The 24073-nt window shown below is 45.3% G+C and carries 22 protein-coding genes and 1 pseudogene; 21 read left to right on the forward strand and 2 right to left on the reverse strand.

The features are described 5' to 3' along the window. Positions 1-156: 156 nt before the first annotated feature. Both I6E11_RS08855 and I6E11_RS08860 read right to left on the reverse strand, forming a co-directional pair. Positions 157-1173 (reverse strand): hypothetical protein, encoded by a 1017-nt coding sequence (locus I6E11_RS08855; protein ID WP_235337698.1) that lies wholly within the window; start codon positions 1171-1173, stop codon positions 157-159. 24 nt (positions 1174-1197) lie between these two features. Next, positions 1198-2202: a hypothetical protein gene (locus tag I6E11_RS08860; RefSeq protein WP_235337699.1), complete on the reverse strand. Its 1005-nt coding sequence runs from the start codon at positions 2200-2202 to the stop codon at positions 1198-1200. A 342-nt stretch (positions 2203-2544) separates the two neighbouring features. Between I6E11_RS08860 and I6E11_RS08865 the strand changes: the two genes are divergently transcribed. From I6E11_RS08865 to I6E11_RS08965, 21 genes and pseudogenes are all read left to right on the forward strand, one after another. Then, a complete protein-coding gene (locus I6E11_RS08865) occupies positions 2545-3342 on the forward strand; it encodes a polysaccharide biosynthesis/export family protein (RefSeq protein ID WP_235337700.1) in 798 nt (265 codons plus the stop codon). A gap of 247 nt (positions 3343-3589) precedes the next feature. After that, positions 3590-6013, forward strand: a complete 2424-nt coding sequence (locus I6E11_RS08870; protein ID WP_235337721.1) for a GumC family protein — start codon at positions 3590-3592, stop codon at positions 6011-6013. Between the two features lie 128 nt (positions 6014-6141). Beyond that, positions 6142-6432: a nucleotidyltransferase domain-containing protein gene (locus I6E11_RS08875; protein ID WP_235337701.1), complete on the forward strand. Its 291-nt coding sequence runs from the start codon at positions 6142-6144 to the stop codon at positions 6430-6432. After that, complete coding sequence (locus I6E11_RS08880) at positions 6429-6911, forward strand: toxin-antitoxin system antitoxin subunit (protein WP_235337702.1); 483 nt, start codon at positions 6429-6431, stop codon at positions 6909-6911. Before I6E11_RS08875 ends, I6E11_RS08880 begins: the two co-directional genes overlap by 4 nt. 14 nt (positions 6912-6925) lie before the next feature. After that, positions 6926-8182 (forward strand): AAA family ATPase, encoded by a 1257-nt coding sequence (locus I6E11_RS08885; RefSeq protein WP_235337703.1) that lies wholly within the window; start codon positions 6926-6928, stop codon positions 8180-8182. Between the two features lie 3 nt (positions 8183-8185). Continuing rightward, the gene (locus I6E11_RS08890) at positions 8186-8647 is read left to right on the forward strand and encodes a hypothetical protein (RefSeq protein WP_235337704.1); all 462 of its coding nucleotides are present in this window, start codon (positions 8186-8188) and stop codon (positions 8645-8647) included. A gap of 1209 nt (positions 8648-9856) precedes the next feature. Continuing rightward, positions 9857-10153: pseudogene (locus I6E11_RS15330) on the forward strand (BT4734/BF3469 family protein); the annotation flags it as partial. Continuing rightward, positions 10154-12097 (forward strand): DUF3987 domain-containing protein, encoded by a 1944-nt coding sequence (locus I6E11_RS08900; protein ID WP_235337706.1) that lies wholly within the window; start codon positions 10154-10156, stop codon positions 12095-12097. It abuts the pseudogene before it with no gap. A 265-nt stretch (positions 12098-12362) separates the two neighbouring features. Then, positions 12363-12611: a DUF4248 domain-containing protein gene (locus I6E11_RS08905; RefSeq protein WP_235337707.1), complete on the forward strand. Its 249-nt coding sequence runs from the start codon at positions 12363-12365 to the stop codon at positions 12609-12611. A 185-nt stretch (positions 12612-12796) separates the two neighbouring features. Next, positions 12797-14359: an ATP-binding protein gene (locus tag I6E11_RS08910; RefSeq protein ID WP_235337708.1), complete on the forward strand. Its 1563-nt coding sequence runs from the start codon at positions 12797-12799 to the stop codon at positions 14357-14359. A gap of 123 nt (positions 14360-14482) precedes the next feature. Next, positions 14483-15787: an AAA family ATPase gene (locus I6E11_RS08915; RefSeq protein WP_235337709.1), complete on the forward strand. Its 1305-nt coding sequence runs from the start codon at positions 14483-14485 to the stop codon at positions 15785-15787. Next, the gene (locus I6E11_RS08920) at positions 15768-16415 is read left to right on the forward strand and encodes a hypothetical protein (protein ID WP_235337710.1); all 648 of its coding nucleotides are present in this window, start codon (positions 15768-15770) and stop codon (positions 16413-16415) included. The genes I6E11_RS08915 and I6E11_RS08920 overlap by 20 nt, the downstream gene beginning before the upstream one ends. A gap of 371 nt (positions 16416-16786) precedes the next feature. After that, positions 16787-17209, forward strand: a complete 423-nt coding sequence (locus tag I6E11_RS08925; RefSeq protein ID WP_235337711.1) for an HU family DNA-binding protein — start codon at positions 16787-16789, stop codon at positions 17207-17209. Positions 17210-17539: 330 nt separating this feature from the next. Beyond that, complete coding sequence (locus tag I6E11_RS08930) at positions 17540-17986, forward strand: N-acetylmuramoyl-L-alanine amidase (protein WP_235337712.1); 447 nt, start codon at positions 17540-17542, stop codon at positions 17984-17986. Between the two features lie 328 nt (positions 17987-18314). Further along, positions 18315-19886, forward strand: a complete 1572-nt coding sequence (locus I6E11_RS08935) for an ATP-binding protein (protein ID WP_235337713.1) — start codon at positions 18315-18317, stop codon at positions 19884-19886. 265 nt (positions 19887-20151) lie between these two features. Beyond that, complete coding sequence (locus I6E11_RS08940) at positions 20152-20955, forward strand: DUF2589 domain-containing protein (protein WP_235337714.1); 804 nt, start codon at positions 20152-20154, stop codon at positions 20953-20955. Positions 20956-20966: 11 nt separating this feature from the next. Further along, complete coding sequence (locus I6E11_RS08945) at positions 20967-21779, forward strand: hypothetical protein (RefSeq protein ID WP_235337715.1); 813 nt, start codon at positions 20967-20969, stop codon at positions 21777-21779. 12 nt (positions 21780-21791) lie between these two features. Next, positions 21792-22373, forward strand: a complete 582-nt coding sequence (locus I6E11_RS08950) for a DUF2589 domain-containing protein (RefSeq protein ID WP_235337716.1) — start codon at positions 21792-21794, stop codon at positions 22371-22373. 30 nt (positions 22374-22403) lie between these two features. Then, positions 22404-22643: a hypothetical protein gene (locus tag I6E11_RS08955; protein WP_235337717.1), complete on the forward strand. Its 240-nt coding sequence runs from the start codon at positions 22404-22406 to the stop codon at positions 22641-22643. A gap of 5 nt (positions 22644-22648) precedes the next feature. Then, positions 22649-23059 (forward strand): hypothetical protein, encoded by a 411-nt coding sequence (locus I6E11_RS08960; RefSeq protein ID WP_235337718.1) that lies wholly within the window; start codon positions 22649-22651, stop codon positions 23057-23059. A 23-nt stretch (positions 23060-23082) separates the two neighbouring features. Continuing rightward, a complete protein-coding gene (locus I6E11_RS08965; RefSeq protein WP_235337719.1) occupies positions 23083-23913 on the forward strand; it encodes an N-acetylmuramidase family protein in 831 nt (276 codons plus the stop codon). The last annotated feature ends 160 nt before the right edge of the window (positions 23914-24073 follow it).

Here is a 24073-nt window from a genome sequence, read left to right on the forward strand (position 1 = left end):
GATATTGTTATTTCAGATTGGTACATTGCTACTTTTCTACAAAGGTAGAAAAATATCCCGAAAATACAACTCACGGTGCAAATGTCATGAACAAAAAAAGCTGCGGACAGGTTTTGTCCGCAGCTTGCAGTAAATGTCTTTATTTGTTCAGATTTATTAGTATATTCCGCCAATGAAGTCAACAGATTCAGGATCGCCATACCAGCTTTCTTCTCTGTCTATATTCATATTCACACTGTTTGCAGTAGAATTGTCTGTGATATTTACTTTCAAAGTCTTGATCATGTTTCTTCTGAAGTCTACATACTTTTCAGCAACCTTGAAAAGATTATTTTCGCTGTCGAATCTGTATACGCTGACAAGAACATTCTCGCTATAGTTATTTGCAAATGTTCCGTCCGACATCAAATCTGTATTATATGCTTCCATCAGATTAAACAAAGAGTAGCAATTAGTCAATGTAGTTTCCGGATATCCTATATACATACCTTGCGTTCCTTCAATGTTTACCCATATAGCATCACCTTCCTGCATATTTTCCACTTCAATTCTCGCACCGAATGACACTCTGGCCATGTTGATATTTACTACACCGCCTTCAGCAGGAGTATATTCTTCCGACTGTCCGTAATATCTCACCTGGTAAGGTCTGTCGTATGCTATAAAATATCCGTCTTCGTCTACTCCGGTAACAGAAGTACCGCGTGTCAAATTGAATGAATTGAAACTTCCCAAATATGAGAACTCATTGTTAAAATAGCTGTCGAACGGTGAAAAATAATAAGAACTTCCTGAAATGCTGTCCACATCTGCATACACCAGACTTTTACCATCCTGAATCAATGTTGCAAAGAAGAGATATCTGTCGCTTTCTTTCAGTTTTATTTTCATGTCGCTTACATTGTCAAACAGACCGTCAGCATACCCCAAAAGCCCATTATTGCTTTCATCAATAGTATAAGCCTGTACATAATACAAGTCATTGCTTTCCCCAGCTCTGCTCATAGGCACATCACCCATGTCCTTGATTTCACCAGCGCAGTTCAGCGAAACTTCCACCAGCTTGTCGCTCTTCTGTTCGTCGTTTATAACATCCTCATTGTTACATGCTGCCATACTCATGGCCATAGCTGCGATTACAGCAGCCGATTTCAATAAATTCATTGTTTTCATAATCTATATAGTTTAATCAATTAATTACATTCCTCCTTCGAAATCCACTACCTCGTCATCCTCTATCATTCCGCCATCTTCTATACTGATATCGAATCCGTTTTCACCCGGTTCCAGTTTCTGTAACAGCTTTACCACCAGTGGCCTCTCCTTGTTTCTCACCACCTCTGTATTGATGCTTCCCACCGGCTGTTCTTCCCCGTTCTCATCTATGAACACCACATTTATGTTCACATTCTCACTATAATTATATGTGAATTCTCCTTCTCCGTTCCAGTCAGTTTTGAAAGCCTCTTCAGGATTTTCCATAGCAAACAGAGCGGCAAATTCCGTTTCAGGATATACCATTGTAATTTCCGGTGCGCCGTCCATTCTCACTTTCAGCGTTCCTTCAGTAAAGTTTTCGGTAGTTATTTTCAGTGCGAATGCCGTTTTCAGCATACAGATGTCCACGTCTCTCCTTACAGAGTCGTTAGCCAGGTACGGTTCAGACTCGCCGTAATATCTGTTCAGGCTCGGTCTTGTGAAAACTCCCTCCAGCAATCCTGTAGTTTCCGTCTCACCGCCTCCGATATAGTTTCCGTTGAAATCGCTGGTATACTCGAATTTGTTGGTCAGTGCCGTCATGAAAGGCGCTCCATAATACGCCGGAGTGTCTTCCGAGTGTTTTATTCTTTCCAATCCGTTCTCCACCACAGTAGCCTTGAACATATATTCATTCCCCGGTTCAAGAGTAATCTTCATACTGTCAGTCACATTGAACAGTCCGTGGGCATATTTCTCATATCCGTCCCCCACTCTGTATGCCTGCACATAGTAAAGATTCTTCCCCTCGTACATCTCGGACGTAATCACACTGTCATCCGTGATTTCTCCGGTACAGTTCAGCGACACGACGTACCCTGTCTCTGTGTCCGTGTTATTGTCGTCATCTTCCTCATCGTCCGGATCAATCAGGTTGCATGAGACCATCCCCATTGCAACTGCCACCTGGATAGCTGCAATTCTTAATACATTTACAGTTTTCATATGTGTAATAATTTAACTTCCGCAGATATTAATTCTCATTTCAGTGTCAAAATTATAAATTTTTTACATAAAGTGTTTTTCTATCCGTAAAAATGTTGATATTTATTTAGAAGATACTAGATACTAGATACTAGGAAGGAGATACTAGATACGAGATACTAGATACTAGGCCCCCTAGTCAACTAGTCTCTAGTCCCTACCCCCCCCCCTCCTCCCTACTTTTACCATTATTACAAATCTTCCCTACAAACATATAAAAAGCCTTTTCCGGAGTAGAAAAAACATCAATTTGTTTGCTAATTCACTATAAAGAGCATACTTTTGCAGGGAAATTCAATTATTATGAAGAAATATATAGTATTATCATTGCTCGCTGCCTCGTTTTTGGGCAGCTGTACCTCTTATAAGAATGTACCTTATATGCAGGACATCGAGACAGTAAATAATTATGGTAAGGTAATACCCCTTTACGATGCAAAGATCATGCCCAAGGACCTCCTTAGCATAACAGTCAATACCACGGACCCTATGGCAGCGGCTCCGTTCAACCTCACAGTGCAGACGGAACTTACTTCCTCACTCGCACAGAATCTGCGTACCACATCCACCCCTATGCTCCAGCAGTATCTGGTGAACAACGAGGGTGAGATAGACTTCCCTGTCATCGGACGCCTCAAGGTGGGCGGTCTCACCAAGAACGAGGCCGAAGATATGATTCGCGAACGCCTTATGCCATACCTCAAGGAGACACCTATCGTAACAGTGCGTATGGCCAACTATAAGATATCTGTATTGGGCGAAGTTGCACGTCCCGGAACATTCAATGTAAACAATGAAAAGGTAAATATCCTCGAAGCCCTTGCTATGGCAGGCGATATGACAGTCTACGGTGTGCGAACCAATGTCAAGCTCATCCGCGAGGATGCCGACGGCAAGCGCGAGATAAAGGAGCTGGACCTCACAAAGAGCGACCTCGTCCTCTCTCCGTATTTCTACCTCCGTCAGAACGACATCATCTATGTCACACCGAACTCCACCAAGGCCAAGAGTTCCGACATCGGTACCACCACCACTACATGGATATCAGCCACATCCATCATGGTGTCCATCGCCAGCTTGCTTGTGAATATATTGAGATGAGAATAATAACTATTTAGGTAACAAGGCCTCAGTAATTAAGAGTTGTTAGTTGTTGGTTGTTAGTTGTTAGAACCATCCGGATGGTAACCTAGTCAACTTGTCAACTTGTCAACTAGTAACTAAAAAACCTCGTCAACTCGTCAACTAGTAACTAAAAAAAACCTAGTCCCTAGTATCTAGTCCCTAGTCCCTAGTCAACTAACAAACTAAAACCAAATAACCCGTGGAAAAAGAAATTTTCAATGAAATGGAAGAGGCACAGGAAAAGCCTTTCAACATTTACGAGATAGTATTCAAATACCTGGTCTACTGGCCGTGGTTCGTTGCCAGTGTCATATTCTGTCTGGTGTGTGCATTCATCTATATGCGCTACTCCACCCCTGTATATACTGTAAGTTCCAAGGTCCTAATCAAGGAAGCCGACCCACGTTCGCGTATGATGGGCGGTAGTGCACTAGTGGCACTTCAGGATGTGGGCGGATTTACCATGACCAGCAGTTTCGACAACGAAGTGGAGATACTCAGCTCTGTAACCCTTGCCAATAAGGTGGTAACGGATATGGGACTATACATCAACACCTCACTCGTGCGTACATTCGGCTACGATGTACCTCTTTATAAGAACAATCCTCTCAATATATATATGAACCCTCTGGAAGCCGAGAAACTGGACGGAGCAGTCACACTCGAGATGAAACTCACTCCTGCCGGCGAACTCTCTGTAAAGGGAGAATACTATATCGAGGACGAGGACTACGAACTTGAGGAACAGAAGTTCACCGCCTTCCCTGCCGTACTTACCACACCTGTGGGAGTAGTGACTATAAGCAAGAACGAAGCATTCGTGGCAGAAGAGGACGACGAGGAAGAGAAACCGAAGGACCTCCGCTTCCGCACAGTCATTGTTCCTCCTATAGCTGCAGCACGCTATTATGCCGGTAGTTTGGTTGTTGAACCTACTTCCAAGACCACTACCATAGCAGCCATTTCTCTCCAGACAGGCAACCGCCTTTTGGGTATGGACTATATAAACAATCTTATCCGCCAGTATAATGCCGATGCCAATGAAGAGAAGAACCAGGTGGCAAGCCGTACAGCCGAGTTTATCGACGAACGTCTGTCCATCATCAATGCCGAGCTTGGCACAACGGAATCCGAGATGGCTGAATTCAAGCAGCGTGCCGGACTTACGGATATGGAGAACGATGCCAAGATAATATTAGAAGAGAATAGTAAATACGAACAGCAGCGCATCCAGAATGCCACACAGATTAGTCTGGTGGAATTCCTTAAGGACTATATCAACAATCCTGCCAATGCCAACGAAGTAATCCCTGCCAATGTTGGACTGGAAGATCAGGCATTAAGCTCTGTGATTGGCCAGTATAACACCATGCTTATAGAGCGCAAGCGTCTGCTCCGCACATCGTCGGACAGCAACCCTGCAGTAATCAACCTCAATACAGGTATCGAGGCTATGCGCACCAGCGTACAGACCAGTGTGGAAAGCGCTCTCGAAGGACTCCGTATCACAAAGGCAGACCTCGACCGCAAGGCCAACCGTCTGGAGTCACGCATCAGCAATGCCCCTCAGTACGAAAAGGAATTCCTCAACATAGCACGCCAGCAGGAAATCAAGGCACAGCTCTACACCATCCTTCTTCAGAAGCGTGAGGAGAATGCCATCACCCTGGCTGCCACAGCCAATAACGGACGTATCATAGAGAACCCTCTTCCGTCCATCTATCCTGTATCGCCGAAGAAAAAGATTATAGCCCTTGCAGCCCTGATAATAGGTCTCGGTCTCCCTGTAGGCTTTATCTATCTTCGCGACCTCTTGAAATACAAGATAGAGGACCGTTCCGATGTAGAGAAGATTACGGACGTAACCATCCTTGCCGAGCTGCCTAAGACAGACACTCCGGCCAAGGGAGCCATCGTCATACGCGAGAACCATAACAATATGATGGAAGAGATGTTCCGCGGCCTGCGTACCAACCTCCTCTTTATGCTTGAGAAAGGCCAGCAGGTCATCATGGTGTCATCCACCCAGCCGGGCGAAGGTAAATCCTTTGTGGCAGGAAATCTTGCAGTCAGTCTCGCATTTATGGGCAAGAAAGTCATTATAGTAGGTATGGATATCCGCAAGCCGGGTCTTAATAGAGTATTTAATCTCAGCACCCGTGTATACGGTATCACCAACTATCTGAGCGACCCTGAAGGCGTCAAGCTCATGGACATGGTTCAGCATTCCGATGTCAGTGACAATCTGGATATCCTTCCGGGCGGTCCTGTACCACCTAACCCTACAGAGCTCGTTGTACGCGATGTCCTTGATAAGGCCATTGCCCAGCTCCGCGAGAAATACGACTATGTAATCCTCGACACCGCCCCTATCGGAATGGTACCGGATTCAGCCATCATAGGTCGTGTGGCAGATATCCTTCTCTACGTATGCCGTGCCGATGTCACACCTAAGTCAGGCTACGAGTATATCAACGTACTCAAGGCAGAGAAGAAGTTCCCTAAACTCGCCACCGTCCTCAACGGTATAGACATGAGCAATCGCCGTCACAGCTATGGCTACGGTTACGGCCGCAAGTACGGCTACGGTCGCGGCTATGGATATGGATATGGTTACGGTTATGGAGAGCCGGAAAAGAAGAAGTAACATAATCTGAACAAAAAAATAGAGGTAAAGCGAATGCTTTACCTCTATTTTTTTATACCTTTGTGATGAAAGTATCTTTTACGTACCTTTCTACACATTCTGAGCCATTTTATGAATATCACTTTATTATGAGATTATCCAGAAAAGAAATAGAAGTAATACTGAGTATAGCCAGAAAGATATACGGTGAATCGGTGAAGGTATATCTTTTCGGTTCACGTACAGACGACAGTAAAAAAGGTGGAGACATAGATTTGCTTGTGCGTACACCCGAGGGAAATAAAGGAGTACTTGCAAGAATCAGAATGTCAGCCATGCTGAAAGAAATACTTGGTGACCAGAAAATAGATATCATAGGCGACCATGAGACATCATACGTTGCGATGGAAGCCCTTAATAAAGGAATTTTGCTATCATGACAGACAAAAGAGATGAAATAAAAGAACGCATGGAGCGTGAATTCGAGATCTGCGACAGACATATCTTGCGCATAAAAGAGGCATTGAAAGACTTGTCGTCACATCTTCCATTACAGTTGGATGAATATACAGCACAAGACACCGAATTAGTGCGATGTATAGACCAGTTCATATTCAGATTCTCAAAACTTCAGGACTCTATGGGAGCCAAACTATTCCGGTATATTCTGGAATATCTTGACGAAGACATAAAATACCTTCCTATGCGTGACATACTCAACCGTCTGGAACGTTACAGCATAATCCCCTCTTCCCACGAATGGATATATATTAGAGAGCTGAGAAACGACATAGCTCACGACTATCCGATAGATGAGAAGGACACAGTAACAGCTTTAAACGAACTCATAAGCAAGACAGAGATACTGTTTGAGATATACGATGGGTTGAAGGAGCGGTATAAAGAACAACTTTTGTAACAATAAAAAAATAAATGCAGACTATCTTGCGCGGCTTTCTGTGGATGGGGAGATGTGGAAAGTATCCGCAGAGCGTACCCGGAGGAAAGAAAAACATAATAACAATTATGGATAATTATTTGAAAATAAGAAATTTTGGTCCTGTTAAGGATGCGGTTATAGAATTAAAACCTTTTCTTGTACTTATTGGGGGACAAGGAACAGGTAAGAGTACAATCGCCAAACTTCTTACCATTTGTCAGGATTATTTGTGGTATGTAAATATATTGCAGAACAATGAGCATATAATGGCCCCCTTTAAATTGTTTAATATCCATTCATACTTCACAAAACATACATTTATCGAATATAAGAAAGGCAGTATTCATATCATATATAAAGACGGCGGGTTTACTCTTACGGATGAGAGATATACCGATAAGGAAGATATGATTAATAATTATGCCGCTAATCTTATGAGTGAACAGAGCCGTATTATTTCAGTCATGGGATTGAATAAGGATGTTCCTTATGAAGAATTGTTTAATAAAAACTATTATCTTTTAAGCGCAAATACCAGAACATCTTTATATATACCTTCAGAAAGAAATTTTGCCGGAATATTCTCCTCATTTATAGCAAGCATGATGCTGTCCCAGGTTCCTGTGCCAAATACATTGATGAATTATATCAGTTATTTTGAAAAGTCAAAAAACAAGTATCCGGAATATAAACTTCCGTTTATGGATATAACATTCCAGAAAAGACAGGATAAGGAAGGTATTCTGATAAAAGACGCTGATGGCGAAAACAGGCTGTTGCCATTAAGCGACTGCTCGTCAGGAATACAGTCATTATTGCCTATGCTTATGATTATGGACTATTGCATAGACAACAAGTTTTTCAGGTCTTATGTAGTTGAAGAGCCTGAACAAAATCTATATCCAGAAAATCAGTATGCCGTTCTCTGTTATTTAATTTCCCAAATTAACAAGGTGGAGAATGCCGACAGCCATGTTATAACTACACACAGTCCGTATATACTGTCTGCTTTAAACAACCTGATGTTTGCATACGAAGTGGGTCAGTCCAAACCGGAGGAAACGGAAGCTATAATACCAAAGGCTTGCTGGATAGATGCCAAACGGATAGTTGCTTATTCTACTGACGGTGGCATAATCGAACCTATTATCGACAATGAGCTGCAGCAAATAGAGGCAGAGCGTATAGACGGTGTTTCCCAGAAGATGAACGAACAGTATGAGCGGTTGTTGGATTTAAAAATCAGATGATTCATGAAATTCACGGATAAATATAATCTGCCTGAGGCCATTAAAAGTGCTGATACCCGAAAGGTTGTTACATTGAAAGAGCCGCGTGAAGATAGGAAATATATAGCTGATAACCCCAATCAACTGTTTCTGACAGTGTATCAGGTGGACGGAGCATTATTGAAATCTCAACAACCGGGAGACAAGAAGTGTGATTATGCCATTTACACATCCAATGATGATTTGTTTCTGATAGAACTGAAAGGAAGTAATTATTCACAAGCATTAGATCAAATGAAAAAAACATTGGATTGCTTGCTGACTCCGGATTTAGATGCTCTGCACTCTGTTAATGGTAGAGTGGTTTTGTCTAAAACCAAGGTTCCCGCCACATTGGAAACAAAAGAAAAAAAGATGATGCTTCTTTTTGGAAAACTTGGTGGAACATTAAAAAAGAAAAGTCGGGAGTTTCGGGAAGTGGTGTAAGCATCCCCAATAGGTGTATTGATTAGCCCCCCTACTGACAGCTACCCTGACATAACAGAACTTCGGAATCCGCAAGTATCCCAGCCGAAAGGCAGGATGCTTACGGATTTTTTTGTTCACATCTATATAGCTCCTAATATGCAATTATTAATCCGCACAGATGGAATAAAGCCGCTTTTCATTTGAAATATTTCCGTCATTTCAGTCTTCCCTCGTCCCCTTATCCCCTAAAAACCTCGTCAACTAGTATCTAGTCTCTAGTCCCCTAGTCTCTAGTATCTTCCCCCCTAGCCCCTAGTATCTAGTCCCTAGTCCCTAGTATCTAGTCCCTAGTATCTCCAACTTGAGCACCTTCTCTTCTTTATCTTATCATAAATCCCCTTGAACTCATACTCAGCAAGCACAATCTGGCGGTGCAACACCTTAAATTTTTCATAATCCAGCTTCCCCTTCTCATAGCGGTATTTCACAACACATCTGAACAACTCCACATACATCGCCATAAAAGCGATTGAAAATTTTTTTTAATCATAATTCTATGTTTTCAGGTGACAAGTTGACGAGGTTTTTTAAGTTACTAGTTGACTAGATACTAGTTACTAGTTGACGAGGCTTTCCCAGTTCCTAGTATCTAGTCCCTAGTATCTAGTCCCTAGTATCTAGTCCCTAGTATCTAGTCCCTAGTATCTAGTCCCTGTAGCCTTGTCACCTAATTCTTAATTCTTCATTCTTAATTTTTAATTAAAAAATGCCTTCCCTAAAAATATGTTACTAAACCCCATATTCCCGCCGTAAAAATATAAAAATTGTGATTTTAATACAAAAAAAGGGTTGTTAAATTTCGGCCTGTTTTCTCACCTGATTTTCTCAGTCATAAAAGGGGAAAACCCTTGTCCGGGTATCCACAAGGCCGATTTGTGACGAAAAAGGCCAAACATTAAAAAACATTAAACACCCTCATTTTTTAACAACTGCCTGTTTTGGCACTCTCCCTACATTTGTCCACATCGATTTTTTTATCAATCTTTTAAATTCATTAGAAGTATGAATATCACAATCTTCGAGAGCCTTATGAAGAAAGAGGCTCACTGCGTAATCGATGCCGCCGAATGGATAAGGGAAATACGCGACGGCAAGTACAAACCTACTGTGGACAAGGTGCGCTCCATGATAAAGCTTGGCGACAAGGAGAAGGCGCGCGAATGGAAGATGAAGCTCCCCGCAGCCGTATGGGCTGGAGAGTGCCGCAAAGGTCGCTACTTCAAGTTCACCACCCGGCGCACAGGCTATGCCATCTTCGACTTCGACAGTCTTACGGAGGAACAGATCAGTGCCGCACGACAGCTCCTCGAGGTCTTCCCCTGGATAGTGGCTATACACGTCACAGCATCCGGTCGCGGACTGCGAGTAGTGGCTAATATCGGACTGGTGCATATCGACGTCTACCGCGATGCCTACGCGAAAGTGGCATCTCGCCTTCACGACCTCACCGGCCTGGAGCCCGACATGGCATGCAAGGACTTTGCCCGTGCCAGCCTCGCCTCCTACGACCCCGACATCTATTTCAACCCCGATGCCACCGTGTTCCCCTATCCCGACGACTCCAACCCCCTGAACTACGTCCCCGTCACCGGTCCCGACACCTCCGAGGACTTCCGCTACCTGCAGAGTCCCGTCACACAGGCACTCGCCCTGGGCTATCAGTCGGAGTCCCATCAGGAGGATACAGCCCCCGATGTAGACGCCGTGATAAACCGTTTCTTCTACACCCACCCCTACGTCAGTGGCAGCCGCACACGCACCATGCTCAGCCTGGGTCAGTACCTCCGCTGGCGGAAAGTGCAGCCCTGGCAGCTCGGTCAGGCCATATCCACAGCATGCGCCCGCGGCGTAGAGCCCGGCATCACCCCTAAGGAGATAGAACGCGCCGTCCGTTGGGGCTATGAACATGGCGACGAAGGCGGAAAAGAGCAGACAAATTGGGGTCACTACGGTCACAATAATAATATGACCCTTAATTTTCACGAAAAATCCTCACAAACACCTGATAATAAAAATGTTATAGAAGAAGAAACAGACGAGGAAGAGATTGTTGAAGAACAGTGCCGACCCTTCGACGACGATATTTATGACCGCCTCCCCCAAGAGATACTCCGATTGCTGAGCATAGCCAAGGACAAAAGGGACAGAGACATCACCCTTCTGTCGGTCATCACCATATCAAGCAATCTGTTTCCTGCGCTGCGTACCATCTATGGCAATAAGAAATACTCTGCTCATCTCTATACCTGCATCATAGCCGAAGCAGGTGCCGGTAAAGGTGTGGCAATGAACGCTACCGCTCTGGCCAGGAAAACAGATAAGGAACTCGACAAGATGTACCGCAAGGCAAAGAAGGAATACGAAAAGAAACTCCTCCAATGGGAAATAGAACTGAAGCTTGCCATAAAGGAACACAGACTGCCCAATGTGGATTTGCGTCCTGAGGAGCCACAGAGGCAATGCGTCATCGTATCACCCAATACCTCGAAGAGCCAGCTTATTATCGACGTGAAAAATGCCGGAGAGGATGGTCTGGCAATTATAAGCTCCGAAATTGACACTATGGTGGAATCTCTTAGTACCGACTACGGAAACCATGCAGCCGAACTGCGTATGTTCTTCCAGCATGAGGAGGTTCGTCAGCGTTTCAAGATAGACAAGGAACCCATAGTGATAGAACACCCACGCGTGGCGATACTCATGACCGGAACCCATGAGCAGATAGTCTCCTTGATAAAATCACCGGAAAACGGACTGTTCAGCCGCTTCCTTTTCTATATGATGAACGATAATGCAGTGTGGAAATCACAGTCGCCATTTACTGAAGCCGGCGAAATAGACGTGGAAGAACTTTACGACAGTCTTTCGGAGAAGATGAAGGAAAACTACTTCAGAACCCGTGGAAAGGAAATAATCATAAGGTTCACCCGCGAACAATGGAAAATGCTTGACGAAATATTCGAAGCTCAGCTTGGCTTTGTGGCCGGTGAAGGCAAACCCGGTGCAGCCGCTATGGTCAAACGTCACGGGCTTATGACAGCCAGGACAGCTATGGTGCTGTGCGGCTACCGTATCATGGAGGCAGGATGGGATGTAAAGGAATATACATGCAGTGATGAAGATTTCGATACGGCGTTGCGTATAGTCCTGACAGTTCTGAGTCATGCTGAGCATGTTTCAACCATGCTGAAAGATTCCGGACAGAGAGGCAAGGTAAAGAATTTCTTCCGCCTCATGCCCATACTCAAAAGGATGCCTTCCAGATTCACCTATTCAGAATTTGATACAGCGGTCAGAAAAGCAGGTTTCGGAGTATGCGCAGCAAAAAGAGCACTTAAGAAATACGTCGCAAGTGGCTTATTATCAAAGGATAACGGGGTTTATTACAAGACTTCCAGGCTAAAATAAAGGGTCATATAGTATAAGTGACCCTAAGTGACCCTAAGTGTCCCCAAACCGCTGATTTCAGCCGCCGCAGAACCCCTCTTCAAGACGTGGGCAAATTCCACCTTAAACGCGGGCAAGTTTTACCTTAAACTTGCCCACGTTTTTTCATAAAACTGAAGAAGGAAAAAACCGTACCACGGCGGACAAACTGCCAATATACCCCGAAAATCACTTGACCGTCTGCCCCATTTTTAGTATCTTTACGTAAAATAAAACATAAGGATCTATGACAAACGGACAGACACAGCAGCCGGAACACACCTTCCGCCTGCGCACCTACAAGAAGAACGAACTGGCCATGATGTACTTCCCCGACGTGTCGAAAGACGCCGCCTCGCGCAACTTCCGCCGATGGATAAGGCAGTGTCCCGACATGCAGAAGGAACTCCGCACCATAGGCTACGACAAGAACCGCCAGTACCTGCTCAAGGCAGAAGTGGAAGTAATAGTAAAGTATCTGGGCGAACCCTACTAAGGTTCCCCGGGTACTTTTTTTAATGCGCATAATCTCCCCCCCCTGTTCGTTCATTCATTTTCTCCCGTATAATTTGATTTATCGTTATAAAATGACTATTTTTGTGAAATGAGTTTTTAATTGTCCACTAAAAACCAACAATCAACAACTCTTAATTTTTAATTATTAATTATTAATTGACCAACATGAAATACCCTATAGGAATACAAAGTTTCGACCAGATAATTGAGGACGGTTATCTGTATATCGACAAGACGGATATTGTTTACCGTCTGACCCACGAAGGAAAGATATATTTCCTGAGCCGTCCGCGCAGGTTCGGCAAGAGCCTGCTGGTATCCACGCTGAAGAACTACTACCTGGGCAGGAAAGAGCTGTTCAAGGGACTGAAGATTGACTCTCTGGAGAAGGACTGGAAGGTATATCCCGTGTTTCATATCGACTTCAACGGAGAGGACTTCACCCAAAAAGGTATATTGCAGAAACTTATAAACGGATATATCTCCGCATGGGAGTGCGAGATGGGGCTGGAGAAGGATACGGACATCCCTACAGGGCTCAGATTCAAGAGAGTCCTGGAAGCTGCCCACAAGCGTACGGGCCTGCGTGCTGTGGTCTTAGTGGACGAGTACGACAAGCCGATGCTGGACGTGCTGGATGTGGACAAGAGTCTGGAGGAGGAGCACCGCAATATCCTGAAGGGTTTCTACTCGGTGTTCAAGGGAGCGGACGAGCATCTGCAGTTCGTTTTCCTGACGGGAGTGACAAAGTTCTCGCAGGTAAGCGTGTTCAGCGGATTCAACCAGCCGGAGGACATCAGTATGTCAAGGGATTTCGAGACTTTGTGTGGCATCACCACTGAAGAGATGGAAACATGTTTCAACGAAGGAATCACAAAAATGGCAGGAGAATACGGATACACGTACGCCGAGATGAAGGAGAGGCTGAAGGCACAGTACGACGGCTATCACTTCAGCGACAATATGACGGATGTGTATAATCCGTTCAGCATGCTCAATGCCATGAAGTCAAGTCGCATGAACGACTACTGGTTCAAGAGCGGCACTCCAACATATCTGCTCCGTCTGCTGACACACTGGGACGAGAATATGGACGAGATTACAGGCAGATATTACTCGCCCGAAGAGTTTATCGACTACAAGGCTACGGTGGAAAAGCCGCTACCCATGATTTATCAGAGCGGGTATCTGACCATCAAGAAGTATGACATGGAAGAGAACTCATTCCTGCTGGATTATCCCAACAATGAGGTGAAGAAAGGATTCCTTACACTTGTGGCAGCCGGTTATTTCAACACACGCGAAAGTGTAGGTTCATGGATAATGAGTGCGGTGGGGCAGCTTAAGAAGGGATTGATTGACGATTTCCGCGAGAGTCTTACATCCTTCCTGGCAAGTATCCCGTACACCATGCGCCGCAAGGAGAACGAGCGCGAGAGGGAACGATACTTCCACTATACCTTCTATCTGATAATGCGTCTGATAAGCGTTTATACGGTATATACGGAGAAAGAACAAAGCCACGGAAGAGTGGACTGCATAGTGGAGACTCCGGACTATGTATATATCTTCGAGTTCAAGCTGGACGGAACCTCAGAAGAGGCACTGCAGCAGATAGAGGAAAAGGGATATGCCATGGAATACGCAGCCGATAAGCGCAAGATATATAAGGTAGGAGCTACTTTCTCATCAGAAACGGGAACGATAGCGGAGTTTGAGGTAAAGTAGCTTTAATACCATAAGTTTTGCACTTGCGAAACTTGAGTTATTTTTATATCTTTGCGACGAAAATATGTATTTATATAGTGTTATCTTTGCATAAGATGTGCCGTATGTCTATAATAAAAAAGTATGGGAAATATAGAAATAAAAATAAGACGACTTGGTCCCGTCAGGGATTCTGATATTGTGCTGAAACCATTCATGATTTTCACCGGAGAATCAGGAACCGGTAAGAGCTATACAGCATTGCTTGTCCACTACATATACAGAGTTCTTTGTAACACTATAGATATAAGAGATTTTTTTGACTATATAGGTGCGTCATTTGACAGACACAAAGAACAACTTACGGATGATGAGGGATTTCTTTTTGAGTTCACCCTTCAGCAGTTCGAAGAATGGATTAGTAGTGCATCTATACGCTACGTAAGTACTTCCATCGGAAACTTTTCTTTTAATGGTGATGTTTCAGTCAAATTCCATGAACTTCCTGATACATACAGATTCTATTATAAGAAAGAAGTCGTAGAAGTAGGTGGAGAGATGAAATATTATGACACAATAGTCATAAACAAAGACATCAATATGAGACTTCCATACCGTTCGCAAGGTTGGTCCAGCTTACCATACGCAGCTCTTTGGGAACTTTATCTCAAGACGGCATATGACATAAAGCAAGACTCCACATTTCTTCTACCTCCATCACGTGGTGGTTTGGTGTGTCTGAACGATACAGGTAGAGGAGATTTCAATAATTCTTCGGCAGGCATGTATAAGGAGTTCATTAACGATTTTGGGCAGTTAAAGTCATTAGCTCCCAAAGACGGTATAAAATCTGAGGAATACTCTATTTTAAGCCACGACCTTATAAATGGCAAAATTAATATCCGTGAAAATGAATTGTTCTATGAACAGGAGTTTGGAGAAATTCCGATAACAGCCAGTGCAGCCTCAATCAAAGAACTCGCTCCATTTGCTGTCATGCTCCAGAAAGGTTTAGTGGAACGCTACTCTATAACATTCGAGGAGCCGGAAACCAACCTTCATCCGGAATTGCAGATAAAGTCGGCTGATATTATGGCATCTTTGCTCCGGAAAGGTTGCCGCTTGCTTGTTACTACCCATAGCGACTATTTTCTCCGTCGTATAAATGACCTGATTCGCCTTGATTTGCTCAAAAGTAAAGTTCATGATAAAGAATACATAGAATTTTGCAATAATCATCATTATTCCCCTTCACTTACAATACCTCAGGAGATAATTGGAGCTTATTTTTTCAAGCGGACATCATATTCCGATACCGAAATCATGTCTCAAAATGCAGGTGATGGAATCCCGTTCGATACATTTAGGTCTGTATTGCAAAATCAGTTGACAGACAGTTCATATATTTACGATAAAATCTGTGAGATAAATGAAACAGCTGATCAGTGAATTCAACAGCGAATACCGTAACTATTCCGCTATTGGTTATAACAATTACCAATTCACGGAAGATGACAATAAGGGCAAGCCTGACACACTCCAGAGTCTTACCATACTAGGTATAGATGCTTGTGTCATACCCAAAAGTATAATAAAAGACTCCACATCCATTTATGCGAAAGCAAATTCGCAGGATATTCTCAGGAAAGATAATGATGGAATATTCTTAAAGGAAGAGAATGGTAAAAAATACATTTATCTGTGCGAACTTAAGAGTTCTTTTCTTGAAGGAAACATAATAAAAGCCAAAGACCAGATAGTAGGTGCATACATTAAATTACATTCACTGTTCAGCGCACTCCAGTCATACAATCCTTCGGAATGGTCAATAAGAGGAATTATAGCGTCTTATAGTCCAAGTATTGAAAAAATCTCAGATTTACAAAGGAAGATGGAGAACGGAGATATCAAGACAAGATTCTGTTTCAATTTACAAAGAGATAAAAAATACATTATGCCAGAGGCTAACTGTAAGCGTAGTTTTTTTCCTTTGCACGTACCGGAAATAACAATATACCATATATCTGTTCCCGATAAAACAGAAAACTATACTATTGATTTCAATGACATTATTTAAGTTCCAGTCACAATATACGACATGGGGAGACCAGGAAAACGGTCTCCCCTTTCTTTTTTAATGCCTCATGAAACCTTAAAACCATACTAATCCATCCTAATCCACATAATCCCACCCCTATGCGGACAAAGAGGAACTCCGCCAATTCCATCCTCCCTACCTTTGTAGTGTAATCAGAAAGAAACCGGTTGATTAAAGATTACACAGAGAGTAATAACCATTTAGTTGACAAGGATTCAGTAGTTAAGAGTTGTTAGTTTTTAGTTGTTAGAACCATCCGGATGGCAACCTAGTCCCTAGCACCTAGTCCCTAGTCTCTAGTCCCTAGTCAACTAGTACCTAAAAAACAACCATTTAAAGAAAGGAAATTTATGGACAAGTATTTAACCTATTCAGTAGTAGAACGCAAAGATCCGCAAACACCGGAACTCGAAGGAAGGTATTACGCACAGGCACAAGCCCGCGGCGAGGCCGGCATCCGCGAACTCTCACAGCGCATCCAGCAGTCATGTACCGTCACCCGTGCGGACGTCATGGCAGTGCTCATAGCCCTGGAAGACGTAGTGGCCGACTCCCTTGCCAATGGCGAGATAGTCCGTCTGGGCGAACTCGGCTCCCTCCAGGTCAGCCTGCGAGGTAAAGGCGCAGCTTCACCCGAAGAATATCACGACGGCCTGATAGAGAAAGGAAAAATCCTCTTCCGTAGTGGCGAAACCCTCTCCACCATGCTCGGCACACTGAAATTCCAGAAAGTGGAACAGAAGTACAAGAAAGAAGAAGAACCATTACCGTAATCAATTACTAGGAAGGAGATACTAGATACGAGATACTAGATACTAGGAAGGAGATACTAGATACTAGGAAGGAGATACTAGATACGAGATACTAGATACGAGATACTAGGCCCCCTAGTCAACTAGTCCCTAGTATCTAGTCCCCTAGTCCCTAGTATCTAGTCCCCTAGTCTCTAGTCCCCTAGTCAACTAGTCCCTAGTCCCTAGTCTCTAGTCCCTAATCAACTAGTCCCTAAAAAAAGAATATGAAACGAATAATCATCAGAATCCTGAAATGCCTGGTGTGTATTCTCACTGGCAGCTGCAGGAACAAAGGAAAAGGAGGAGGCAATGCAGAGACATGTTGATACCATCATCATCCACTGCTCTGCCACCCCAAACGGCAGCAGGCTCGAACCTGCTGCACTAGTCAAGATGCACCGTAAGCGAGGTTTCAACGGGTGCGGATATCACTTCTATATCCGTCGTACAGGCGAGATATGCGATATGCGTCCGGTAGAGCGCATAGGCGCCCACTGTCGCGGTCACAACGAAGGCAGCATAGGCATCTGCTACGAAGGAGGCCTTGACAGCCGAGGCAACGCCGCAGACACCCGTACCCCCGAGCAGAAACACGCCCTGAAATGGCTCATAGCCACATTGAAGAAGGAGTTCCCCATCAAAGTAATAGCAGGCCACCGCGACTTCAGTCCGGACCTGGACGGCGACGGGACGATAGAACCCGAAGAATGGATAAAGGAATGTCCCTGCTTCGATGTCAGCGCCGAGGGCTACTGATAATCAAATCCGCAAGTTTTCTCACCGCAAGGTGGGATGCTTGCGGATTTATTTGTTACCTATGCCGCCGATATATAATTTTTTTACAGAACATCAAACTAGTCCCCTAGTATCTAGCCCCTAGTATCTAGTCTCTAATCCCCTAGTCAACTAGTCCCTAGTCAACTAGTCCCTAGTACCTAAAAACCCTCCTAAAGGCAGGATGCTTGCGGATTTTTTTATAAAAAACATTGATTTATTGTCTATATCAGGAAATAGAGTTACTTTTGTGAATAAAGCATATAATAGAGTGACAGTAAAAAAATAGCAGAAATATATTTTGACCAACATGAAATATCCTATAGGAATACAAAGTTTTGACCGGATAATCGAAGACGGTTATCTGTACATCGACAAGACAGACATGATTTACAATCTGGCACACGAAGGCAGTATATATTTCCTGAGCCGTCCGCGCCGTTTCGGAAAGAGTCTGCTTGTATCCACGCTGAAGAACTACTTCCTGGGAAGAAAAGAACTTTTCAGGGGTCTGAAGATTGACTCACTGGAGAAGGACTGGAAGGCGTATCCCGTGTTTCACATAGATTTCAACGGAGGAAATTTCACCCAAAAGGGAATATTGCAGAAATGGATTGACGGCTATATCTCCTCGTGGGAGAAGACTGTCGGGATAGAAACGGATAAGAACCAGCCCTCGGGATTAAGGATGATCGCATTGCTGAAGGCTGCCCACGAACAGACCGGTTTGCGTGCCGTGGTTCTGGTGGACGAATACGACAAGCCCATCCTTGACGTGCTTGATTATGACAAGGACCTGGAGGAAGAGCACCGCAACATACTGAAAGGATTCTACTCCGTATTCAAGGGAGCGGACGAGCATCTGCAGTTTGTGTTCCTGACGGGTGTGACGAAATTCTCGCAGGTAAGCGTGTTCAGCGGATTCAACCAGCCGAAAGATATAAGTATGCACAGGAAGTATGAAACACTGTGCGGCATTACGCAGGAGGAACTGGACTCTGCTTTCAAAGAACAGATAGAGGAGATGTCGGATGAATACAGATGCTCGTACGAGGAAATGAGGAATAAACTGAAATCACAATATGACGGGTATCACTTCAGCGACAGAATGACGGATGTGTATAATCCGTTCAGTCTGCTTAACGCTTTCGACGCACAACGTATTTACGACTACTGGTTCAAAAGCGGAACTCCAACATATCTTATCCGCCTGTTGTCGCACGCCAACGAGAACATGAACGAGATAACGGGCAAGTATTATGCTCCTGAAGAGTTCATAGACTATAAGGCCTGCGTGGAAAAGCCCCTGCCTATGATTTATCAGAGCGGGTATCTGACCATCAAGAAGTATGACATGGAAGAGAACTCATTCCTGCTGGATTATCCTAACAATGAGGTGAAGAAAGGCTTTCTGTCGCTTGTGGCAGCCGGATATTTCAACACACGCGAAAGTGTCGGCTCGTGGATAATGAGTGCGGTGGGGCAGCTTAAGAAGGGATTGATTGACGATTTCCGTGACGGGCTGACCTCATTCCTGGCGAGTATCCCATATACCATGCGCCGCAAGGAAAACGAGCGTGAGAAAGAACGTTACTTCCACTATACTTTCTATCTGATAATGCGTCTGATGAGCGTTTACACGGTATATACGGAGAAAGTACAAAGCCACGGACGAGTGGACTGTGTGATAGAGACTCCGGATTATGTATATATCTTCGAATTCAAACTTGACGGCACGGCAGACGAGGCGATGCAACAGATTGAGGACAAAGGTTATGCACGCGAATATGAATCAGACAGCCGTAAACTCTATAAGATAGGCTCTGTATTCTCCTCGGAAACAGGAACCATCGAGGAATGGAAATGTGTGGAACACCAGTAATCATAATGAGACATCAAACGTTGCGATGGAAGCCCTTAATAAAGGAATTTTGCTTCCCTGACGGAACATAACTTCGGAATCCGCAAGTTTTCCAGCCGAAAGGCAGGATACTTGCGGATTTTTTTGTCCACATCTGTTTCAGCCGTTTCACACAGCGGCAGCCGCCCTTCACCAAATAGACTGTAGCGGGCAGGAAAAGCAGAATACTTTTGCGGTGTAAGCTTACGGAAAACTTAAAATTTTCATTTTTAAAAGAATTAAAATTATGGCAATCAGTAATGCACCATCGCAAGTGGCAACCAGTGCGTTGCAGGCGATACCTTTCAGCTCTATGATCGGCGGTCCGCTTAAGGCATGTATCGAAGCCCAGGCTATGGCAGCCAAGACCACATGGGACTTCATTCAGGAAGTAGGTTTGAACCAGAATCCGGAAACAGGCGAGAAAAGCGCTGTAAACGTAGCTTTCAGCTTCAACCAGAACGGAAGAATGGTACAGCTCAACGTACCTCTCCTCACCATTGTCCCTATACCTTATATCGCCATCCACAGCATCGACATCAACTTCAAGGCAAGTATCTCTGCCTCGTCGTCAAGTGTGAGCGAGAACAGCAGCAGCACATCGCTCGATGCCGGTGCCGATATTACGACAGGCATAAAGGTCGGTCCGTTCCATATGGACGCCAAGTTCAATGCCAACTACTCTTCAAAGAAAGACTCAAAGGCTACCGAAGAGTCCAAGTACAGTGTGGAATACACTATGGACATTGCCGTCAAGGCAGGTCAGGACAGTATGCCGGCAGGTCTTGCCAAGGTTCTTGAGCTTCTGGGCAACTCGCTCGATGTGTCCGACCCTAAGGGTGAACTCGAAGTGAATGCACGTGTGTTCAAGACAGGCGACAAGCTTATCGCTTCCTATAAGAACAAGGACGGTCTGTTCGAGCCTGCAGCCATCAAGTGCGACGCCCTGACACTGGAACAGGACGGCGATAATATGGTGGCAGTTCTTGGCAGCACAGGCAGCTTCGAAATCACAGCCGGCGAACGCAAGATAAAGGTTGAAGTGAAATAACATTCCGCGGTATGGCACAGTTGAAGTCTATTATAGGCTCTATCCTGCGCGATATAATATATGCACAACATGAGGCCAACCTGTACGCGGTGTCGCTGGGCGAGAGTTACGGCAAAGACGGAAAAGCAAGAGGTTTCGATTTGCCCAACATCATGTTCAGCGACATAGAGATGGAACTCCGGTATGCGGTGAGCCGTTCGGACGACGAGGAAGAACAGGCCAACATCAGCTATTCGAAGTTCAGAAAATACCTCGGCACCCTGTGTGCCGAGGTTGCCCGTACAGCCATAAACCAGGGCATCAGCACAGTGCTGTATTCAGGTATAGAGCGCGATGAGGACGACAAGGCGTTCTTCCTCCATCTCAAACAGGACAAGGAACTGTATTCCCGTTTTCATGTATTCCTGTTCAAGAATCTGAAGAACAGCTTCGATTCCGAACTGTATACGATGATAAACGGTACCGACGGCAAGGTGAACGAGCAGAACGTAACGGACAGACTCATGACGGTGATACGCAGCAAGTTCCTGAATGACACCGACCTCACCCCTCTTTTTTCCGGCACCGACGGAAAGTCGCTCTACAAGCAGTGCGACGAGGATATCCTCAAGGCAGTGTCGTCGGCAGTACACACCCAGTCGGACGGCAAGACCTTCCGCAAGAGCAAGCTCTATCCGCGTCTGGATGTCGAGGTAAGCTCGTCCGAGCTTGAAAAGCTGCCTTCGTCGGCCATACAGACCTTCAGGTTCAAGTTCCGTCCGGCGGAGACACCGCCCACACTGATGGATACGGAAGACGATCTGGACGATTTTGACATGAAATAAATCCCGCGAGATATGGAAACAAAAAACGACAATGCAGACAAGCCTGTACGCAAGAACAGCAGTCAGGTGATGGAGCTTAAACAGCTCATAGCAGGTCCTCTGGTGGCAACCATAGAAGCCGATGCCCTGTCGTCGCAGAAATATCTGGACTATCTGATGCAGGTGACCTTCGAGAGCTACAATCCCGCCACCGGCGAGACCGGCAAGATAAGGACACTGAATTTCGGCTACACCGAGAACGTGAACGGCACAGAGGTAAAGCGTACCGTCAGCATACCGCTGATAACCCTTGTCCCTCTTCCGCTGCTTCACATCGAGGAAGCCGACTTCGATTTCGACATCAAGATAGTGGACTGCATCACCGAGAAGTATGATGCCGCCTTCGGCAGCGACGGAAGCGACCGGGGCAGCGACGGCTTCAGGATGCGTGCCTCGCTTGCACCGCAGAGCAGTTCGCGCAACCAGTCGGGCGAGCTCCAGCAAAGCATCTCCGCCAATATGAAGGTAAAGGTAAAGATGCGTACTGCGGACATGCCGGCAGGACTCTCCAATCTGCTGCATCTCACCGCCAACAACCTTACTACGAGCGAATGAGCAGCCTGCAACCTATAAAAACAGAGACAAATGACAAACGACAATCACAACAGACAGACTGCCAGGACAGGTTTCCCGTGTCCCAACTGTCAGGGATTCATTGAGACCACGGCAGTGAACCTCCTCATCACCCGCAGTCTGTTCTGCCCATCATGCGGCCTGCGCCTGGACATCGACGTGGCCAACTCGCGCCGTGCCTTCGACGCCCTTAGGAAGATAAACGAGGCACAGCGCAATCTGGAAGAAAAAAGTAAATTCGGAACAAACTAAAAGACATGAAAGGAGACAACAACATGATTACAAGATTGATTATTACTACATTTATTCTGGTAGTTACACTGGCATCATGCCGCAAGGAGCTTGACAAAAGCACCGACACGTGCTCAGTTATGCCATGTGTGGTTGTGGCAACCGACGGCAACAAGCCCCTTGAAGTGTTCAGCGCACTGAGCGGCATGACGGTACAACCCACCGATGGCTATTACTCATATTCCTACCGCAGCGACGACGGCACATTCTATATCAGCGTAGACGGCTGCTATGTTCCCGACGACGACCATACCTATGCCACCATGCTTCTGCGCATGCCGGGCGACGAGACAGGCAAGACGATACTGTTCGTTACCCCTTCGTACCCTGCCAGCAGGTCGGAAAGCGGTGATGTGCCTGTAAAGATGGAATATTAACCCGATAAAACAATCAGTGCAATATGAAACTTTTGAAAAAGAACAGTAAAGGCACGGAGACAGGTATCCTCAGGAGCCTTCTCTCCCATTTCGGCTACCTCCCGGTGTCCGGCACGGACACCGAAGCCATATTCGACGATGCCGTATACGATGCCGTAGTCCGTTTCCAGAAAGATTCCGGCCTCTCGGCCGACGGCATAGTAGGTTACGACACCTTCGAGCGCCTGATATACAGGAACGGCAATAACGGAGACAGTCCTACGGACACGGATTACAAGCTTATGGGCATACTTCTGGAGTGCACTCCGGCAGCCATACTTGCCGTACAGGAAGTCGAGACCGGCGGCAGGGGCGGATTCTTTGCCCCCGGCAAGCCTGCAATACTCTTCGAGGGACACATATTCTGGTCCGAGCTTAAAAAGCGCGGTCAGGACCCCGAAGACCTGCTGAAGTGTAATCCCGGATATTCGGACATCCTCTATCCCCAATGGACCACGAAGCACTATCTGGGCGGTATAAAGGAGTATGACCGTCTGGACAGAGCCATTGCCATAAACCGTGATGCCGCTCTCTGCTCCGCCAGCTGGGGTATGTTCCAGATAATGGGCAACAACCACACTGTGTGCGGCAAGAAGACAGTGGACGATTTCGTGGAAGCCATGAAAAGCGGCGAGCTTGCCCAGATGCTTCTGTTCTGTCGTTTCATCCGCGGCAACAGCCGTCTTGCCGAAGCCATCCGTGACATAGGCAAGGAGCCCGACTGGACAACCTTTGCCCGTTATTACAACGGTCCCGCCTATGCCAAGAACGACTACCACGGCAAGCTGGACAGGGCATATACGAAATATAAATAACCCTTCATAAATCACACTTTTTTATTTTAAACATCCGGAGGCGGGCTTTTCAGTCCGCCTCCAGCATTTTATACTATAATAGCACATCATTTAAATATTATTTTTATATCTTTGTGATGAAAATATCTTTTTTATAAAAGGGGAAATATATAAACAGTTG

Origin of the sequence: Bacteroides caecigallinarum (genome assembly GCF_021531075.1) — a bacterium.
GTDB lineage: Bacteria > Bacteroidota > Bacteroidia > Bacteroidales > Bacteroidaceae > Phocaeicola > Phocaeicola caecigallinarum_B.

Coding starts and splice junctions, on each gene's coding strand:
- I6E11_RS08935 (WP_235337713.1), top strand. CDS start 18,315: ATGAAATATCCTATAGGAATACAAAGTTTTGACCGGATAATCGAAGAC.
- I6E11_RS08960 (WP_235337718.1), top strand. CDS start 22,649: ATGAAAGGAGACAACAACATGATTACAAGATTGATTATTACTACATTT.
- I6E11_RS08930 (WP_235337712.1), top strand. CDS start 17,540: ATGCAGAGACATGTTGATACCATCATCATCCACTGCTCTGCCACCCCA.
- I6E11_RS08875 (WP_235337701.1), top strand. CDS start 6,142: ATGAGATTATCCAGAAAAGAAATAGAAGTAATACTGAGTATAGCCAGA.
- I6E11_RS08955 (WP_235337717.1), top strand. CDS start 22,404: ATGACAAACGACAATCACAACAGACAGACTGCCAGGACAGGTTTCCCG.
- I6E11_RS08880 (WP_235337702.1), top strand. CDS start 6,429: ATGACAGACAAAAGAGATGAAATAAAAGAACGCATGGAGCGTGAATTC.
- I6E11_RS08965 (WP_235337719.1), top strand. CDS start 23,083: ATGAAACTTTTGAAAAAGAACAGTAAAGGCACGGAGACAGGTATCCTC.
- I6E11_RS08920 (WP_235337710.1), top strand. CDS start 15,768: ATGAAACAGCTGATCAGTGAATTCAACAGCGAATACCGTAACTATTCC.
- I6E11_RS08940 (WP_235337714.1), top strand. CDS start 20,152: ATGGCAATCAGTAATGCACCATCGCAAGTGGCAACCAGTGCGTTGCAG.
- I6E11_RS08950 (WP_235337716.1), top strand. CDS start 21,792: ATGGAAACAAAAAACGACAATGCAGACAAGCCTGTACGCAAGAACAGC.
- I6E11_RS08945 (WP_235337715.1), top strand. CDS start 20,967: ATGGCACAGTTGAAGTCTATTATAGGCTCTATCCTGCGCGATATAATA.
- I6E11_RS08905 (WP_235337707.1), top strand. CDS start 12,363: ATGACAAACGGACAGACACAGCAGCCGGAACACACCTTCCGCCTGCGC.
- I6E11_RS08900 (WP_235337706.1), top strand. CDS start 10,154: ATGGCATGCAAGGACTTTGCCCGTGCCAGCCTCGCCTCCTACGACCCC.
- I6E11_RS08855 (WP_235337698.1), bottom strand. CDS start 1,173: ATGAAAACAATGAATTTATTGAAATCGGCTGCTGTAATCGCAGCTATG.
- I6E11_RS08885 (WP_235337703.1), top strand. CDS start 6,926: ATGCAGACTATCTTGCGCGGCTTTCTGTGGATGGGGAGATGTGGAAAG.
- I6E11_RS08860 (WP_235337699.1), bottom strand. CDS start 2,202: ATGAAAACTGTAAATGTATTAAGAATTGCAGCTATCCAGGTGGCAGTT.
- I6E11_RS08890 (WP_235337704.1), top strand. CDS start 8,186: ATGAAATTCACGGATAAATATAATCTGCCTGAGGCCATTAAAAGTGCT.
- I6E11_RS08870 (WP_235337721.1), top strand. CDS start 3,590: ATGGAAGAGGCACAGGAAAAGCCTTTCAACATTTACGAGATAGTATTC.
- I6E11_RS08865 (WP_235337700.1), top strand. CDS start 2,545: ATGAAGAAATATATAGTATTATCATTGCTCGCTGCCTCGTTTTTGGGC.
- I6E11_RS08925 (WP_235337711.1), top strand. CDS start 16,787: ATGGACAAGTATTTAACCTATTCAGTAGTAGAACGCAAAGATCCGCAA.
- I6E11_RS08915 (WP_235337709.1), top strand. CDS start 14,483: ATGGGAAATATAGAAATAAAAATAAGACGACTTGGTCCCGTCAGGGAT.
- I6E11_RS08910 (WP_235337708.1), top strand. CDS start 12,797: ATGAAATACCCTATAGGAATACAAAGTTTCGACCAGATAATTGAGGAC.